Raw genomic sequence first — 15,056 nt, forward strand, 5'->3', positions numbered from 1 at the left:
GAGCGGCTCTACGGCCAGCGCATGGACGGTTTTTCGCTCGCGATCGTGGATGAGGCCCACGGCACCGCCGGTGATCTTGGCCGTCCGTGGGCCGCGATCCACGACAACGCCCGCATCCCGGCGGACTTCCGGCTGTACCTGACCGCCACACCGCGCATCCTCGCCGCGGCTCGCCCGCAGAAAGGTGCGGACGGCCAGGAGGCGGAGATCGCGACCATGGCCGACGACCCGGACGGCACGTACGGCGCCTGGCTCGCGGAGCTGGGTCTGAGCGAGGCGATCGAGCGGGAGATCCTTGCCGGGTTCGAGATCGACGTGCTGGAGATCCGCGATCCCTCGCCGGTCCTCGGGGAGTCGGAGGAGGCGCAGCGGGGCCGGCGCCTGGCGCTCCTGCAGACCGCGCTCCTGGAGCACGCGGCGGCGTACAACCTGCGTACGGTCATGACGTTCCACCAGAAGGTCGAAGAGGCCCGAGCGTTCGCGGACATGCTGCCCGATTCGGCTGCCGCGCTGTACCTGAACGACGCCTCCGACGCCGATCTGGCCGCCGCCGACAAGCTGCCGAAGTCGTCGATCGACGCGGAGTTCTACGAGCTGGAGGCCGGCCGCCACGTCCCGCCGGACCGGGTGTGGTCGGCGTGGCTGTGCGGAGACCACCTCGTTGCCGAACGGCGGGAGGTGCTGCGCCAGTTCGCCAAGCATCAACGCCGCCGGGCGCCGGGTGCACCGCGCCTTCCTCGCCTCGGTTCGTGTGCTCGGTGAGGGCGTGGACATCACCGGCGAGCGGGGAGTCGACTCGATCTGCTTCGCCGACACCCGCGGCTCCCAGGTCGAGATCGTCCAGAACATCGGCCGGGCCCTCCGGCTCAACCGCGACGGCTCCACCAAGGTCGCCAGGATCATCGTGCCGGTCTTCCTGGAGCCCGGCGAGGACCCGCAGGACATGGTCGCCAGTGCCAGCTTCCGTCCCCTTGTAGCGGTCCTCCAGGGGCTCCGCTCGCATGATGATCGACTTGTTGAGCAGCTCGCTTCCCGTGCGCTCACGAGCGGCAAGCGCACAGTCCACGTCAAGCGTGACGAGGACGGACAGATCGTCGGGCCGGCGGCGCAGGCGACGGCGAGGACCAGGAGGAGGACGACAACCAGGCCGCCGCCGAAGCCGCCCTGCTCCACTTCTCCAGCCCGCGCGACGCCGCGACCATCGCGGCGTTCCTCCGGACCCGGGTCTACCGGCCGGAGTCCCTGGTGTGGCTGGAGGGCTACCAGGGACTGCTCCGGTGGCGGAAGGAGAACGAGATCACCGGCCTCTACGCCGTTCCCTACGACGTCGAGGTCGAAGTCGGGGCGACGAAGGCGTTCCCGCTTGGCCGGTGGGTGCATCAGCAGCGCAAGGCGCTGCGGGCCGGGGAGCTGGAGGAGCGGCGCAAGACGCTGCTGGACGCACCCGAGGCCGGGATGGTCTGGGAGCCGGGCGAGGAAGCCTGGGAGAACAAGCTCGCCGCGCTCCGGTCCTACCGGCGGGCCACGGGACACCTCGCGCCACGCCAGGACGCCGTGTGGGGAGAGGGCGAGGCGATGGTGCCCGTCGGCCAGCACATGGCGAACCTGCGCCGGAAGGACGGCCTGGGCAAGGACCCGCAGCGGGCCGCCGCACGCGCGCAGCAGCTGACGGAGATCGACCCGGACTGGGACTGGCCTGCCGGCCGACACACGGCCGCTGCCTTCGGTGGCCCCCTACGACCAGCTGCTACGACACCGCCGCCCAGGCGGTGCCCCTGCCACCGAGGGAGAAGCGACGTGAGTGCCCAACGCCATCACGGCCTGACCGAACAAGCCGCCGACACCGCCATCGACCAGGCATGCCGGATGCTGCGGCTGCCCACCATCCGGGGCCAGTTCCCCGACCTCGCCGAGGCCGCGAAGCGCGATCAGATGTCCTACAAGGGCTTCCTCGCCGAACTGCTGCTGGCCGAGTGTGACGACCGGGCCCGCCGCCGCTCGGAACGGCGGATCAAGGCCGCCGCGTTTCCGCGCGAGAAGTCACTGCGGGCGTTCGACTTCGACGCGAATCCCAACGTCGACGCCGCCGCGATCAACACCCTCGCGACCTGCGAGTGGGTCAGGAAGGGACAGCCGCTCTGTCTGATCGGCGACTCGGGCACCGGGAAATCGCATCTGCTGATCGCGCTGGGCACGGAGGCCGCGATGAAGGGCTACCGCGTCCGCTACACCCTCGCCACCAAACTGGTGAACGAACTCGTCGAGGCGGCCGACGAGCGGCTGCTGACCAAGACGATCGCCCGCTACGGACGTGTCGATCTCCTCTGTATTGACGAATTAGGCTACATGGAGCTTGATCGCAGGGGCGCCGAGCTGCTGTTCCAGGTCCTGACCGAGCGCGAGGAGAAGAACAGCGTCGCCATCGCCTCCAACGAGAGCTTCGGCGGCTGGACGAAGACGTTCAGTGATCCGAGGCTCTGCACGGCCATCGTCGACCGGCTCACCTTCGACGCGGCCATCATCGAGACCGGCACAGACTCCTACCGCCTCGCACAGACCCGGGCACGGGCCGGTGCGACAACTGGCTAAGCATCGACGACCCCGACACGTCCCACCAGCGTGGACACCCTCACGTGCTCGGTGAACCGCTCGTCCGCGGGGAGCGCTTGCCGGATACGTTCGGCGAAGACAGCGCGTTCGTCCGGCCCGGGCAACTGGTCGGCGGGAATTGCTGAGCAGACGCCGCCGAACAGCTGATCGAAGGTCAGTTCACCGCTGTATTCGACTACGATCTCCCGCACATCGACGAAGCCCGCGGACTCCAGCGCCTGCGCATACCTCAGCCGGTCGCGGCTGCTGGTGCCGCAGGACGCTTCCAGCGTGATTCCCAACCACTCTTCCAGACAGCCACACAGAGCTCGAGACCATGCACTGTCCTGCAGCCACAGCGGCGTTCCGTTCGAAATCACCGCGATACCTCCGCCTACGCGGAGCAGCGGCGACACAGCACGGAAGAGTTCTTCGTGCTGCATCCAGTGAAGAGCCTGTCCGATCACCGTCAGTGCCAGCGACCGCTCTCCCATCAGGGCTCCAAGCGCCGGAACGTCGAGTGTCGGAGCCAAGGATCCAGGTCGCGTTCCTGATTCCCTGGTCGCCGGCTGCAACGCTGGCCAGCCGCAGCATGTCCGGCTCGGGGTCCACTCCCACCACGGAACGAACCCGGGAAGCGAAAGGAAGGGCAAGCTGGCCAGTGCCACACCCCAAGTCGAGTACGACGTCGGCTTCCGACAACTCGAAGACTTCCTGCAATGCGTCGAAAACCTCGGAGGGGTACCCGCGCCGGAACTCTGCGTAGTACTCGGCCACTGCGCCACTGAATCCCACAGTCATGTCTCCACCCTGCCGGGCATCCGCCACGCCGGGAACCTCTCGCACCCGATGATCGCTATCCGCTGAACCTGAGACAGAACCCGGACAACCTGAGGGCAGCGCATGCCTCCCCCAAGGTCACGTGCTGCCCAGCCATGTCTACGACGCCTCGGCGCTTCGCGCCGGGAGAATGCTCTCCGCGGTCTCCGGATGCCTTGCCAGAGCGTCCGAGTGACATCGAAACTCACCGATATTCCAAGCCTCGCGGGCCCTCGGAGGACATCCGAACTCATCGACAAACGACACTCGTTGAGAGCTATGCAGCCAGTCATACGTCTCCTCATCACCCCACGAGGCCTAGATGGCGTCCGGCATCATTACGTTGCCCTGGGTGTCGTCGGCGGCCGGCAGTACGCCGTCGGTGCTCGGCACGGTGGCGGGGCAACGTACGGTCGAGCGGTGGGTGCGTAGCTTGAGCTCGGTGCGCAGGGTGGGCCATGTTGCTCGGGTCCGGGTGTTCCTGTCTCGGTTTTTGGCGCTGCCGGAACGGATTGGGCGGCTTCATTGCCGCTTTCTGCGGTGCTTGGTCATGGGCCGGTGGTGGACGTGGTTTCGGGGTGGCCGGCCGGCCGTATGTGTCCCTGATCGCAGGGCAGGGGGTCTGCGGGTCGCGTCGCTGTACCCGGGGGGTCTGGCGTCCTGTGTCAAGGGGGGCTGCTGCTGTCGGGCGCAGGCGAAGCCGGGCCGGCCCGATGGCGCTCATGATCCGGGTGACGCGTTTGTGGTTGACCGTCTCGCCCTCCGTCGCGGAGTTCGGCGGTGGTCCTCGGGGCGCCGTAGGTGCGGTCCGGGGCCCGGTGGACGGTGTGTGTCCGGGCGGCGGGCCGTGCGGCGGCCGCCCGGCGGGCTGTCCCCAGCGACGCTGTCCGGCGCCGTAGCAGTATGTCGATGGGGTCAGGGGCAGGACATGGCACATGCTCGGCCAGGTGTCCGGCCGGCTCCCTGAGTGGGCGGTTCACAGTTCCTTTCCCGCGCGGCGGCTTCCCTGCTCGAGCTTCTCCGGTCACGGGATCCTGCCGTCCGGCAGGACCGCACGCTGGGACACGACGATCCGTCGTCCGGTCACGAAGGGCAATGGTGCGCGGAATCACCAGCACGCGGCCAGGGTGGCGCACCTCTTGCGCAATCACGTACCTGTCTGCGCCCGCGCTGTGCCGGGGGAATCTTGTGAACGCTCACGCTGCCTCGCCGGCCTGGGTTATACCTGTGCCGTGACTGTGCCGAGGGACGTAGACGAAGTACGCGACGAGTTGCGCGCTGTTCTCGATCGGTGCGAGGTGTGGCTTCGCGCCGCGTCGGCCGCTCCCGAGACTCCGGTGCAGTGGCCGCAGGAGGTCCTCGGCGACGCGGGCACGATGACTCGGCTGAGGACACGTGCGGCCTCGGCCCTCATCAACGTGGCGCTGCTGGGTGCTTTCTCGTCGGGCAAGAGCTTCCTTCTCAGTGGCCTGCAGGGCGGGCTTGAGCTGGTCGAGGTAGCGACCGCCGACGGTCACACGGCGGACAAGTTCGTGGGCCTGCTGCCTTCGTCTCCCGTTCCCACCACTGCGTGTCCCGCCAGTGTGGTCCCGGTGGAGGACCAGTCCAGCGTCGACGCCGGGGGCACCGGTTATCTGCGGGTGCGTTTCACGGATTCCGGTGAGGACGGGTGGGAGGAGGTGGGAAATTCCCCGGCGCCCTCTGTCGTTGCGGCGTATGCGATGCAGGAAGCGGACGTGACCGACCGGCTCAGGCCTCACCGCGGACGTGAGGTGGCCGAACTCGAGATCATGCTCGCCGGCGCCAAGCTTCCGGCGAAGCTCTACGACCTGCCCGGCTACGGTTCCCCGAATCCGGTCCATGACATGATCGTCCGGACGGCGATGGCCGACGCGGACTGCTTCATGTATGTGTCGCATGCCAGCCGCACCCTCTCGGAACGTGACCTTGATCTGATCCGGTTCCTGTACGACCACTACCTGTTGTCGGGCAAGCGGGTGGTGTGGGTGGTCACCGCCATCGACGCGGCAGCCAATCTCGACCTCCGGAACGTCCCGGAGTGGAAGGCGACGATCGCCCGCAACAACACATACCTGCGGGACAATTTCACGCTGGCGAACGGCCAGCCGGATCTCGGCTTCATCGGTGAAGGCTTCCTGCCCGTCTCCCCGGCCCTGGAAGCACGTGCGGACAAACTCAGCGGACAGGGAGCGGAGGCCGCAGCACAGCGGCAGCGTGCCGGAAGCCGCATGGAGACATTGCGCCAGGCGATCGAGGACCTGATCAGTACCGGGACCGGCGCCCGGCACATCGCTGCGGTGGCGGCGGAGGCCCGGACCCTGATGGCCCCGCGGCACCAGGCGCTTGCCGTGCGGCTGCGCGACGAACGCCTTGAGATCGACGAGCTCAAGGAGTTGCTGAAGAGTGAGCGGCAACGACTGGAGCTCCTCGATTCCGCATTGCCGCGCATGCGCGAGGATCTTGAGCGCAAACTCCACAACCGCATCGCGCGGACCGTTCGCCCCTTCACCCGGCTGCCCGCCCATCTCCACGCCGAGCTGGACGATGTCATCAGGGCCACGGACCTCAACAGGCCCACCAAGGCGAACCAGGTTCAGGTGTCGAAGGCCCAGACGCTGCGTACCTGGATCGAGGAACCTGCCGGTCCGGCGACGCTGTGGACCGAGGAGTTCGAGAACTTCAGGAAGGACCTGGTCCAGGCGGTGGACCAGGTCTTCGGCGACAAGGATCTCGCGGGACGGCTTCCGGACTTCACTCTTGACGTGAACAGCCTCTCGCTTCCCCAGCAGAGCCCGCGTTCGACCACCCGCCACGACGTGGTGCAGCGGGCAGCGGCGCTGGTCGGCATCGTCACACCCGTCGCAGCCAGCGGGGGCTGGCTGTACGGTCTGGCCGCGGCCGGCACACTCTTCCCGCCTGCCGGCCTGGTCGCCGGGGTCGCCGCTCTGGTCTTCCTCGGTGTTCAGCGCCGCAAGGGCCGGATCAGTTCCCTGCATGTCCTCCAGGACGAGTGGATCGGCGCGTTGGACACCGAAGCCGCCGCGATCAAGGAGCAGTTCATGCTGGCAACGGGTGTTCAGGGCACCGATGTCGTCGATCATCTGATGGACAATCTGGCGCAGTACCGGGAGCAGCTCGAACAGTCCCGCGACCGCATCAGCGAGCGCATCACGAACCCAGAAAACCAGGTCCGGCAGGAACTCATCGACCAGCTCGAACCGCTGTGCGCCGAAGCCGGCATCCTCGTCGAGTCCCTCCGGGCTTCGGAGTTCCTCTGACCCGGCTGCGGCATGCGCGTCGCGACGGAGCCCGGCCCGGGCCGAGTCCCGAGCAGGCGTCGCGAGCGCGCCCCAGGCTGCGCCCGTGATCTGTCATCTGTGGCATGGCCGGGCCACGGGAACAAGCGCCGACGCGTATGAGCGCGCATCGCCCCGGGGGGCCCGGGGCGAAGAACGGCACATCCCCCGCGGCCGCCCGGGCCGTGCCCTGGGACCACGAAGAGCGGTCAGGCCACTTTGAGGTACTCGACCGCCGCCGGCAGTCACACCGAGCACATCCTGCGCACCGCTGCCCGGAGCGGGTCGGTCCCTGCAGAAGAGCCGCACCCGACCCCGTTGGCCTTTGGTCAGCGGCACCGCCCGCCCAGGCGGGCCACGCTGCGTTTCCTCCAGTGCACCGACTCAGGTCACGGGAGGCTGTCCAGGAGAGCCAGGCGGAGTCACTGCGGTGCCCGTGCCGACCAGGAGCCCGATGGTCCCCAGATCCAGCTGGGTGCCCTTCAGGAAGTACAGCACGGCCGGCGGGAGATACACGCCCGTGCCCAGCGATTCGACAGCCACCGCGGCCAGCAGAGACCGGCGCGTTCGCCTGCGGTAACGGCCGAGATCGAGGTCAACGGAGCTGGTGGGTGCACCGGAGCCGGCGTCGTCCTGGAGGACGAGTTGGGCGAGGAGCGGGTGCACCGGGCGCGCCGTGCTCTCGCGCCTGGCTGTTTCAGCGGCCACTCTGCGTAGTGGCCGCTGAAACAGTCAGAAGGGGCCGGACCTCGTCAGGGCTGGACCTCGTCGAAGAGGGCGAGGGCCTGTGAGGGGTCCGGGCTCACGAGGCGTTCCAGACCGGCTGTTGTGATGCTCGCCCACTTGCCGGCGCGTGCCCACATCTTTTCCTCGAAGGCGCGGACGGTCCTGTCCAGGTCCCCGGGCCCGGAACCGGGTCCGGGGGCGGCCGCGATGGACTCGGCGAGTTCGGCGCCGTCGAGCATCGCGAGGTTCGCGCCCGCTCCCAGCGGGGGCATGAGATGGGCGGCGTCGCCCAGGAGAGTCACCCCGGGAACGTGGGTCCAGGTGTGGGCCACGGGCAGGACGTACAGGGGGCGGGGGACGAAGGCCGTGCCGTGGCGCAGGAGGTCCAGGACGGGGGCCGCCCAGCCGTCGAACTGGGCCAGCAGACTTGAGCGCACGGCCTCGGTCTCGGCCTGCTTCCCGGCGCCGGTGGGGCTCAGGTCCCGGTCCGCGTGCTGGTCCCGGTCCGCGTGGCCGTCCGGGCCCGTGTGCCAGTCCAGGCCGGTGTGCCAGTCCGGGCCCGTGTGCCAGTCCTCCGGCCCGCGGAACCGGGCGTAGACCTTGACGTGGCCGCCGCTGCTGCGCTGGGCGACCAGTGCCCGGTTCACGCCGTAGACGGCCACGGAGCCGTCGCCGACCAGTCGGGCGAGGCCGGGGTGGCGGGTGTCGATGTCGTCCAGAGAGGTCTCGACCGTGGTGACGCCGGTGTACTGCGGTGTCGCGGTCGAGACCGCGGCACGGACCCGGGACCAGCCGCCGTCCGCGCCGATCACGAGGTCGTAGGATTCCTGCCGGCCGTCCGCGCAGTGGACCAGGACGCCGCCGGGGCTGTCGGGCACCACCTTCGTCACGGCCCGCCCCCACTGAACGTCCAAAGGGCCGAGCAACAGGTCACGGAGCTGCCCGCGGTCGATCTCGGGATTGGCCTGCTCGTCCGGGCGGGGACGCCAGTCACGCAGGACGGTCCCGTCCGTGTCCAGGATGCGCATGGCCTGCCCCTCGGGACGGGACAGGGCCCGGAACCTTGCGAGCAGCCCCGCCTTCTTGAGCGCCAGCTGGCCCAGCCCTTCGTGCAGGTCCAGCGTGCCGCCCGGGGGACGGGCGTCGCGGGAGGCATCGCGTTCGAGGACGGTGACGGGGTGGCCGTGACGGTGCATGACGCGGGCGAAGGCAAGCCCGGCGGGACCGCTCCCGACCACTGCAATACGGGGTCTCATGTTGATACACCGTATTGCTCGTCTACGATGCATCGCAACGGTACGGTGTCACCTATGACTGTGTGGGACCGGCCGGAGCCGCCGACTCACCCCGTGCCGCTCGACCGGGAGCGGATTGTCGCCGCCGCGATCGCGCTGGCCGACGAGGGCGGGCTGGAAGCGGTGTCGTTGCGCAAGGTGGCCGCCCGGCTGAACGCCGGCCCGATGCGGCTGTACAGGTACATCTCCACCAAGGAGGAGCTGTTCGACCTCATGATGGACGAGGTCCAGGCCGAGATTCTCCCCGAGGAGCAGCCCGGTGACTGGCGAGAGGCGCTGCGCATCCTCGCCCATCGCACCAGGCAGGCCGCTCTCCGTCACGAATGGCTGGCCGACCTGCTCGGCGGCCGCCCGGCCCTGGGCCCGAACAGCCTCGCCGTGACCGAGACCACGCTGGGGGGCCTGGATGCTCACCTCAGAGGCCATCCGGATGGGCATCGAGCCCAAGCTCCAGACCGTCGCTCACGCCCTCACGCAGCAGTGGCTGCGGCCCCTCCTCCAGGCCGAAGGCGTCGAAGACTGGCACCGGTGGCTCGTCTGGTACGACACGTCCAGCCTGCGCGTACGGACCAACCGCAGTGAGACCGCCCTCCAGGCGTACGACCGAGGGGTCATCTCCGCCGGAGCCCTGCGCCGAGAAACCGGCTTCGACGAGTCCGATGCCCCCACCGCCGAAGAAGAAGCCGGCCGCAACAAGCCGCCCGCCGACGAGGGTACCGAGCAAGACGACCAGAAGCAGCCGGACGCGCCCCGCCCCGACCTCCCCGTCGACGAGACGCAGGACGAACCCGACAGCCTGCCCGCCTCCGCCCGGTCGGCCCCCCACCGACGGACTACTCGCCGCCGCCGACGGCCTAATCTGGGCCGCGCTCTCCTCCGTCGGAGACAAGCTGCTGCGGACACCGACCTGCCCACGCTCGGAGCGCGCCCGAGCACGAGAAATCCAGGCCGCAGCCCTCCACACCGCGCTGAAGGTCGAGGCGAGCCAAGTCGAGCAGTACCGGCTCCTCGACGGGGCATGGGTCCGTGTGCCCGAGATCGCCGACCGGTACGGCCTCGAAGCGACCTGCCTCACCGCAGCTCTCGACGCATACGCCCGGGAACTCATCGCCGCCGGCGTCGAGCACTCCTACGACGTGGTGCCCGCCGTCGTCACCTCCTGCGTGGGGCTGGCGGCATGACCCCCCGGCGAGAGGGCAGCCCCGTGGCCGACACACCGCCCCTGACCGTGCACGTCATCCCCGGCCCTGCCCGCGAGGACTGGTGCCCCACCTGCAAGGCGTGGACCCGGCTCACCGGGAACATCCTCTTGCTCACCCCCGGCGGGGTATCCGTCGTCGGCACCTGGACCGCCTGCGAGATCTGCGGCGACGAGGACGACGACCAGGAAGCCACCCGTGGCTGACCTCATGTGGACGGCCCCTCTCGGCCATTCGATCCCCTCACATCGGGTGCACGGTTACTGCTCGCACTGCCAGGGCCGACCGTCGCCGAGGAGCTGGCCGCCTGGCAGGTCCACGAGCAGGCACGCTACGAGACCGCCCAGCTGGGTTCGGCGCCAGCCCGGACCGTCGAGGAGGCCGGCCAGGGCGATGTCTCCATGCCGCTGGTCGGCAACGTCAGCACCCGCACGTACACCTGCCCGACGTGCGGCAGCGACGACGCGGTCCTCGATGCGACCTTCCTTGTGACGACCAAGGCCGCCGTGCACCGGGTCGGCCGGTTCGCATTCTGCTTCGCCTGCGAGAAGTTCCAGGAGGCCACCAGTGCCTGACTGCCGTCACGACCTCGTCCTCTGCCCCGGCTGCGGGGGCCTCCAGGTCCTTGAGGTCCGCCCCCTCGACGTCACCAGCTTCACCCTGGACGGCCCCGACGGGCCGCTCGTGACGGGCGGGCCCGCCACGTTGCACATCGCCCGCATCGACCCCTGCCCCAACATCCCCCAGGAGACCAGCAGTGTGCGACGCGACTGACGAGCTGACGATCGAGAAGCCGCCCAAGGTGCACGTTGCCCCACCCGGCCACTCCCGGGCCGGGCACCGCGTGCACGGCTGGTGCTCCCGCTGCCCCGGGCGAGAGCTTTGGGAGGAACTCCTCGCCTGGCGCACACGCGACAACGAGCTGCACGACGACGCCGACGCCAAGGCACCGGACCGAGTGGCCCATCCCAGCCGCGAAGGGCAGGAGACCGCCCATGGACGATGAGGAACTGCTGGCCCTCCTGGAGCAGGCCGAGGAAGACGTCGCCGCGGAAGTCAGCGCGGTACTGCGCGAAGTCGCGGACGAGTTCGCCGCCGGGCTGGACGACGCCACCGAAATCGTCGCCGCCAGGTTCTCGGTGTCCCGGATCGCCCGCATGTTCACGGACCGGATGCCGCGCATCGTGCGGCGTCTCCTGCGGATCTCGGAGCAGGCCGCCGAGCACACCGCCGAGGCCGCAGACGCGGAGCTGCCTCCGGAGTGGAAAGACCTCCCCGGACGGGACAAGGACGGCCGGGACCTGCCCCCGGCGATGAGCGAGTACGTCACCGTCACCGAGCACCTGCTGCGCGCGGTCGGTGACCGGCTCGCCGAGGCCGCCCGTGAGGAACTCGCCGCAGGCGTCGACGCTGGCGAGGACATGGAGCAGCTCCGCGCCCGGCTGCGTGCGCGTTTCGACCGCGAGGGCGCCCAGCTCGGCGAGGTACGCGAGGAACGCATCGCCCGTACCGAAGCCGGCTGGGCCTGGAACACGGCCACCCTCGGCGCTGCACGCGACGCCACCGGGCAGCCGGCTCCGATCGTGAAGCAGTGGATCACCCGCCGCGACGACCGCGTGCGCGAGGACCATGCCGACGTCAACGGCACCATCCGGCTGCTCGACGAGCAGTTCACCGCGGGCGGCTTCAAGATGGACGCCCCCCCACGACCCTGACGCCCCGGCCGGGCAGGTCGTGAACTGCCGGTGCGTGTTGGCGGTGCACCCCGAAACCGTCACCGTCACCTCCGCTTCTCGGGTGGTGCCGTCGGCCTCGGAAGACAGCATCACCGAAGAGCGGATGACCTGCCCCCCCGAGCACGTCCCGATCGACAAACGGGCCACGGCTTTCGCCGGCGCACAGGCGACCGCAGCAGCGAACGGAGGACACCTCATGGGCGGAATGATCGCCCTCATGCCCACCCCCGACGACGCGGCCCGCCTGGCACTCGACGGAGGGGAAGCAGCCGAGGAGCTGCACCTGACCCTGTACTTCCTCGGCGACGACGGCGACTCCTGGACCGACGAGCGGCGCACAGAGCTGGCCGAGGGCGTGCGCGCGGCCGTGGCCGAACTCGAGGGCCCCTTCACTGCCACCGCGTTCGGCGTGAACCACTGGAACCCGCACACCGACAGCCCGTCGTGGGTGTGGGCCGTCGGTGACAGCCGCGACCGGCCCGACGGCATGCCGACCCTGGAACAGGTCCGCCGCCTCGTCACCAGCGTCCTGGACAACACCCAGGACCGGCCCGAACTGCCCGTGCAGCACTCCCCGCGTGGGTACCGCACGTGTGCGCCCAGTACAGCGCAGCCCAGGACCGGCTGCCCGAACTGGTCGACCGTCTCGGCGACATCACCTTCGACCGCATCCGCCTCGCCTTCGGAAGCGACCACATCGACGTTCCCCTCGGCCCCCAGGAGGAGGAAGAACCCATGCCTGACGAAGATCTCCAGGCCGCCGCGTCGCTGACGGTCCGCACCTGGTCGACCCCCGACGACACAGCAATCGCCTTCGAGAACGAAGAGACCGGTGACGGCCGGATCTTCAAGAAGGGCGCCCTGAAGTGGGACCGCAGCCCGATGCCACTTCAGTACGCCGACGAGATGCTCATGGGCCACCAGGGTGCCGAACTCGCTGGCGCCATCACCACGGTGAAACGGGACGGCAAACGCATCACCGCCCAGGGTCCGCTGTAAGCGACCAGACCAGCCGGCGCCGACGCCATCCAGCTCCTCGACGAAGGCGCCCCGCTCGGTATCAGCGTCGACCTCGACGACGTCGACCTGGAGCTCGTGGACAAGACCCTCAGCCCGGAAGACGCCGAGTGGCTGTTCGCCTCGGCCAAGCTGCCGCACGCCTCCGTGATGCACATGGAAGACGGCTCCGTGATGCTCTCCGCCTCGACCCGAGCCGAATGGACCGCCTCGGACGGCGTGTTCTCCCGCTCCCGCTACGACCTCCAGCGGTTCACCAGCCCCGGGGGCATCGTCACCGCCGGCGCCATCCGCAAGGCCTTCGCCGGTACCGGCGTCCTCACCGCCGCCGCCGGCGACGCCGACAGCGGCCTCGTCCTCCACGAGCAGAAGTCCGGCGAGATCCTGGTACGCATCACCCGCGCCCGACTGCGCGGCGCCACGCTGGTGTCGATGCCGGCATTCAAGAACGCCCGGATCGTCCTCGACCCGCTGGACGAGACCGCGGCCGCCGCACCGGCAACCGTCCTCACCGCGGCCGGCGAGACCAGGGACCGCCTGGTCGTCTACGTGTGCACGTCCCCCGTCGCAGTCGGCGCCCGCGACGTGTCCCGCGCCCTCGGCATCGCCATGAGCACCGCACGCGGGCACCTCAGCGGCGCAGCGAAGGACGGCCGGATCGTCCGCCTCTCGCCGGGCCTGTACTGCGGCCCCTCGACCATGCCCGAAGGCCACGCCGCGGACACCACCGCCAGTGCCCACATCGCCGAGGACAAGTTCCACGGCACGAAGGGGAGGCCCAGCTACCGCAAGTACCACCCGAGCGGCCGGAACGCCCGGGACGTACGCCTGACCCAGCACTCGCGCGGCGGCTGGCTCGGCAGCAACCGGTTCACCGAGGCACAGCACGAAGACACCATGCTCGACTACCAGGGCCGCGCCTACCGGGACATGAACAGCCTGCTCCGGTCTGGAGCCGAGCCGCAGCGGGCCACGCTGGACGAGACCCGCCACCAGATCACCGCCCTGGAAGACCTGATCTCAATTCAGGAGCCGTTCGCGGCGGAGACGACCCTGTACCGAGGCACCCGCCAGCTACGTCTCGGCCTCGAGGCGGGCGACGTGTTCCACGACAAGGGCTTCTCCGGCACGTCCGAGGACGAGGACGTGGCCAGCTCGATGACGGGCGTCGGCGGCTCCCTGTTCCGCATCACAGCACCGGAAGGCACGCAGGCCCTGAGCGTCGTCAGCGTCGGCGCCGACAACGCCGAGGGGGAGTTCATCCTGCCCCCGGGCACTCAGTTCCGTGTCACGGCCGCGAACGAGCCGAAGGACGAGTTGCAGCAGGCCGTCTACGACGTGGAGATCATCAACGGCAGGATGGCCGCAGCGGCACACACGGGCCGCGCAGAGACGGTCACGGCGGCCTCCGGTCAGTTCGAGGACCGCATGACCGAGTGGGACCGCGAGACCCTCGTCATCGATCGCCCCGCGTCAGCAGCACCCGTTGCGCACGGGGACCTGGACAGCGAGGTCGTGGCGTCGTTCTGGCGGGAGATGCAGGACCTGCCGCCCATGCCGGTGGAGTGGTTCCGCGAGCCGACCGTGGAGGAACTGCCGCCCGGCAGTGAGGGCGTGCACGTCGAAGGCGGCCGGATCTTCGGCTGGGTCGCGCAGGCCGGTGTGCCGCACGCCGGCTACCCCGGCAAGAATCTGACGATCGAGAAGCTCGCCCGGCTGGGGCTGGACCTGACGCACTTCCTGCGCTCCCGGTTCGCCCTGGACGACGGCAGCACCGTGAAGTGTGGCGTGATCACCATGAACGTGGGCCATCACCGCGACGGCGCCGAGTGCGAGACGGACGCCTGCCTCTGGGACGACACCCGCACGGTCGCGGGCATCGTCACGATCGGCATGTCCGAGGACGGGTTGTGGTTCGCGGGCGCGGCCAACCCGAAGATGGGGGACTGGGACCGCGGCGTCTTCAAGGGCTGTCAGCCGAGCTACCACCTGCGGCAGGGCTCGAGGGGCAAGTGGGAGCTGCGCGCGGTCCTGTCGGTGCCCACACCCGGGCACAGCTCTCCGCTCCTCGTCGCCGCGGTGGTGGAGCGCACGAACCTGGCCCTCACTGCATCGGCGGCCGTCGCGGACGCGGCGTCCGGACGCCATCAAGACGCCGTCCGGACGGCGTCCGACAGTTCGACGGACGGCCCTGCTGACCAGCCCGGACTGCGGAGGCCCTCGCCGCAGCACTCGCCAACGGCCCCCTCGTCGACTTCCTCACCGACGCGGTGACCCGCCGCCAGGACGAACGCCGCGCCGAGGTCGAAGCCATGACCGCCCTCGTCGCCGAACAGCCGGCCGCCGTCACCGTGGCCG

Annotated in this window: 15 protein-coding genes and 2 pseudogenes; 13 read left to right on the top strand and 4 right to left on the bottom strand. The window is 69.7% G+C overall.

The features are described from left to right. Window positions 1-1,698, top strand: a pseudogene (locus ACGH7X_RS00005) (Helicase associated domain protein); the annotation flags it as partial. A gap of 99 nt (window positions 1,699-1,797) precedes the next feature. Beyond that, window positions 1,798-2,589 (top strand): IS21-like element helper ATPase IstB, encoded by a 792-nt coding sequence (gene istB, locus ACGH7X_RS00010; RefSeq protein ID WP_399896661.1) that lies wholly within the window; start codon window positions 1,798-1,800, stop codon window positions 2,587-2,589. Here istB and ACGH7X_RS00015 read toward each other — a convergent pair. Together ACGH7X_RS00015 and ACGH7X_RS00020 are read right to left on the bottom strand one after the other, a co-directional pair. Beyond that, the gene (locus ACGH7X_RS00015; RefSeq protein ID WP_399897750.1) at window positions 2,586-3,083 is read right to left on the bottom strand and encodes a hypothetical protein; all 498 of its coding nucleotides are present in this window, start codon (window positions 3,081-3,083) and stop codon (window positions 2,586-2,588) included. The genes istB and ACGH7X_RS00015 overlap by 4 nt on opposite strands. Window positions 3,084-3,177: 94 nt before the next feature. After that, a pseudogene (locus tag ACGH7X_RS00020) lies at window positions 3,178-3,390 on the bottom strand (class I SAM-dependent methyltransferase); the annotation flags it as partial. Between the two features lie 953 nt (window positions 3,391-4,343). On the opposite strand from ACGH7X_RS00020, the gene ACGH7X_RS00025 reads away from it, so the two are divergent. Next, window positions 4,344-6,707, top strand: coding sequence for a dynamin family protein (locus ACGH7X_RS00025; protein ID WP_399879944.1), 2,364 nt, complete (start codon window positions 4,344-4,346; stop codon window positions 6,705-6,707). A 402-nt stretch (window positions 6,708-7,109) separates the two neighbouring features. Here ACGH7X_RS00025 and ACGH7X_RS00030 read toward each other — a convergent pair whose 3' ends face one another. Next, window positions 7,110-7,433 carry a hypothetical protein gene (locus ACGH7X_RS00030; RefSeq protein ID WP_399879947.1) on the bottom strand — a complete coding sequence of 108 codons (324 nt, stop codon included), beginning with the start codon at window positions 7,431-7,433 and terminating at the stop codon, window positions 7,110-7,112. A gap of 44 nt (window positions 7,434-7,477) precedes the next feature. Further along, window positions 7,478-8,707: an FAD-dependent oxidoreductase gene (locus ACGH7X_RS00035; protein WP_399879949.1), complete on the bottom strand. Its 1,230-nt coding sequence runs from the start codon at window positions 8,705-8,707 to the stop codon at window positions 7,478-7,480. 54 nt (window positions 8,708-8,761) lie between these two features. Here ACGH7X_RS00035 and ACGH7X_RS00040 point away from each other — a divergent pair, with 54 nt between their 5' ends. The 10 genes from ACGH7X_RS00040 (at window position 8,762) to ACGH7X_RS00085 (ending at window position 14,972) form a co-directional block, all read left to right on the top strand. Further along, complete coding sequence (locus ACGH7X_RS00040) at window positions 8,762-9,328, top strand: TetR/AcrR family transcriptional regulator (RefSeq protein ID WP_399879952.1); 567 nt, start codon at window positions 8,762-8,764, stop codon at window positions 9,326-9,328. A 446-nt stretch (window positions 9,329-9,774) separates the two neighbouring features. Beyond that, window positions 9,775-9,927, top strand: coding sequence for a hypothetical protein (locus ACGH7X_RS00045; RefSeq protein ID WP_399879955.1), 153 nt, complete (start codon window positions 9,775-9,777; stop codon window positions 9,925-9,927). Continuing rightward, window positions 9,924-10,151 (top strand): hypothetical protein, encoded by a 228-nt coding sequence (locus tag ACGH7X_RS00050; protein WP_399879958.1) that lies wholly within the window; start codon window positions 9,924-9,926, stop codon window positions 10,149-10,151. The genes ACGH7X_RS00045 and ACGH7X_RS00050 overlap by 4 nt, the downstream gene beginning before the upstream one ends. 6 nt (window positions 10,152-10,157) lie before the next feature. After that, on the top strand, window positions 10,158-10,520 hold the full coding sequence (locus ACGH7X_RS00055) for a hypothetical protein (protein WP_399879960.1): 363 nt from the start codon (window positions 10,158-10,160) through the stop codon (window positions 10,518-10,520). Next, window positions 10,513-10,719 carry a hypothetical protein gene (locus ACGH7X_RS00060; protein WP_399879963.1) on the top strand — a complete coding sequence of 69 codons (207 nt, stop codon included), beginning with the start codon at window positions 10,513-10,515 and terminating at the stop codon, window positions 10,717-10,719. The genes ACGH7X_RS00055 and ACGH7X_RS00060 overlap by 8 nt, the downstream gene beginning before the upstream one ends. After that, window positions 10,703-10,951, top strand: coding sequence for a hypothetical protein (locus tag ACGH7X_RS00065; protein ID WP_399879965.1), 249 nt, complete (start codon window positions 10,703-10,705; stop codon window positions 10,949-10,951). Before ACGH7X_RS00060 ends, ACGH7X_RS00065 begins: the two co-directional genes overlap by 17 nt. Next, window positions 10,941-11,660 carry a phage minor head protein gene (locus ACGH7X_RS00070; protein ID WP_399879968.1) on the top strand — a complete coding sequence of 240 codons (720 nt, stop codon included), beginning with the start codon at window positions 10,941-10,943 and terminating at the stop codon, window positions 11,658-11,660. Before ACGH7X_RS00065 ends, ACGH7X_RS00070 begins: the two co-directional genes overlap by 11 nt. Before the next feature lie 217 nt (window positions 11,661-11,877). Next, window positions 11,878-12,453, top strand: coding sequence for a hypothetical protein (locus ACGH7X_RS00075; protein WP_399879971.1), 576 nt, complete (start codon window positions 11,878-11,880; stop codon window positions 12,451-12,453). Then, the gene (locus ACGH7X_RS00080) at window positions 12,417-12,680 is read left to right on the top strand and encodes a hypothetical protein (protein WP_399879974.1); all 264 of its coding nucleotides are present in this window, start codon (window positions 12,417-12,419) and stop codon (window positions 12,678-12,680) included. The genes ACGH7X_RS00075 and ACGH7X_RS00080 overlap by 37 nt, the downstream gene beginning before the upstream one ends. 96 nt (window positions 12,681-12,776) lie before the next feature. After that, on the top strand, window positions 12,777-14,972 hold the full coding sequence (locus ACGH7X_RS00085; protein WP_399879977.1) for an ADP-ribosyltransferase: 2,196 nt from the start codon (window positions 12,777-12,779) through the stop codon (window positions 14,970-14,972). The last annotated feature ends 84 nt before the right edge of the window (window positions 14,973-15,056 follow it).

The organism is Streptomyces sp. BBFR51 (assembly GCF_044591655.1).
GTDB lineage: Bacteria > Actinomycetota > Actinomycetes > Streptomycetales > Streptomycetaceae > Streptomyces.